The sequence below is a fragment of the Microbacterium sp. CPCC 204701 genome (assembly GCF_004010105.1).
Classification (GTDB): domain Bacteria; phylum Actinomycetota; class Actinomycetes; order Actinomycetales; family Microbacteriaceae; genus Microbacterium.
Genome location: NZ_RRYE01000638.1, coordinates 1 through 1,011, shown reverse-complemented (window position 1 = coordinate 1,011; position 1,011 = coordinate 1). Strand labels below are relative to the sequence as shown.

The 1,011-nt window shown below is 70.7% G+C and carries 1 protein-coding gene; it reads left to right on the top strand.

Features of this window, described 5'->3' with window-relative positions:
• The first annotated feature begins 52 nt into the window (after nt 1-52).
• The gene (locus tag EIO58_RS18515) at nt 53-916 is read left to right on the top strand and encodes a polyphosphate kinase 2 family protein (RefSeq protein WP_127820612.1); all 864 of its coding nucleotides are present in this window, start codon (nt 53-55) and stop codon (nt 914-916) included.
• Nucleotides 917-1,011: the final 95 nt, after the last annotated feature.

The following is a 1,011-nucleotide window of genomic DNA, read 5'->3' as shown; positions in this document are numbered from 1 at the left end:
CGCGCGCGGCCCGGCGCTCGACGGCGCGTGCGCGTGCCGCCATGATGGCTGCATGATCGCCAAGAGCCAGAAGCACTGGATCGGGGACGTGCACGACCTGCTGCGCGTCGACGAAGGGTTCGTGCTCGCCGACGTCGACCCGCGCGCGACGCCGGGCTATGAGAAGGACAAGGTGCAGGCCGCCGACGATCTCTCATCGGGAGCTGAGCAGCTCAGCGAGTACCAGGAGCGCCTCTACGCCTGCAGCCGCGTCGAGGCGACGCACGCATCGGTGCTGCTGGTGCTGCAGGCGATGGACTCGGCGGGCAAGGGCGGCATCATCCGCCACGTCGTCGGGTCGGTCGATCCGCAGGGCATCGACCTGGCGGCGTTCAAGAAGCCCACCCCCGAAGAGCTCGAGCACGACTTCCTCTGGCGCATCGAGCGCCGCCTCCCCGAGCCCGGCATCATCGGGGTCTTCGACCGCTCGCACTACGAGGACGTGCTGATCGGCCGCGTGCGCGAGCTCGCCCCGCCCGACGAGATCGAGCGCCGCTACGGGGCGATCACCGAGTTCGAGAAGCGCGCGACGGATGCCGGGACCCGCGTCGTGAAGATCATGCTGCACATCTCGCCCGAGGAGCAGAAGTCGAGGCTCATGGAGCGGCTCGAGCGCCCCGACAAGCATTGGAAGTACAACCCCGGCGACATTGACGAGCGCGCGCTCTGGCCGCAGTACATGGCCGCGTACCAGACGGTGTTCGAGCGCACGTCGACCGAGCACGCGCCGTGGTACGTGGTGCCGGCAGACCGCAAGTGGTACGCGCGCCTCGCGGTGCAGCATCTGCTGCTCGAGGCGCTGGAGGACATCGACCCGCAGTGGCCCGCCGCGACCTTCGACGTCGAGGCCGAGAAGCAGCGGCTCGCCGCGAGCTGACGCCGGCGCGCGGGGCTACGCGGCGACTCCGCGAGCAGCCCACGTCGCCGCGGTGACTGCGAAGGGCCCCGACGGCAGCAGCCCGGCGCGGCGCG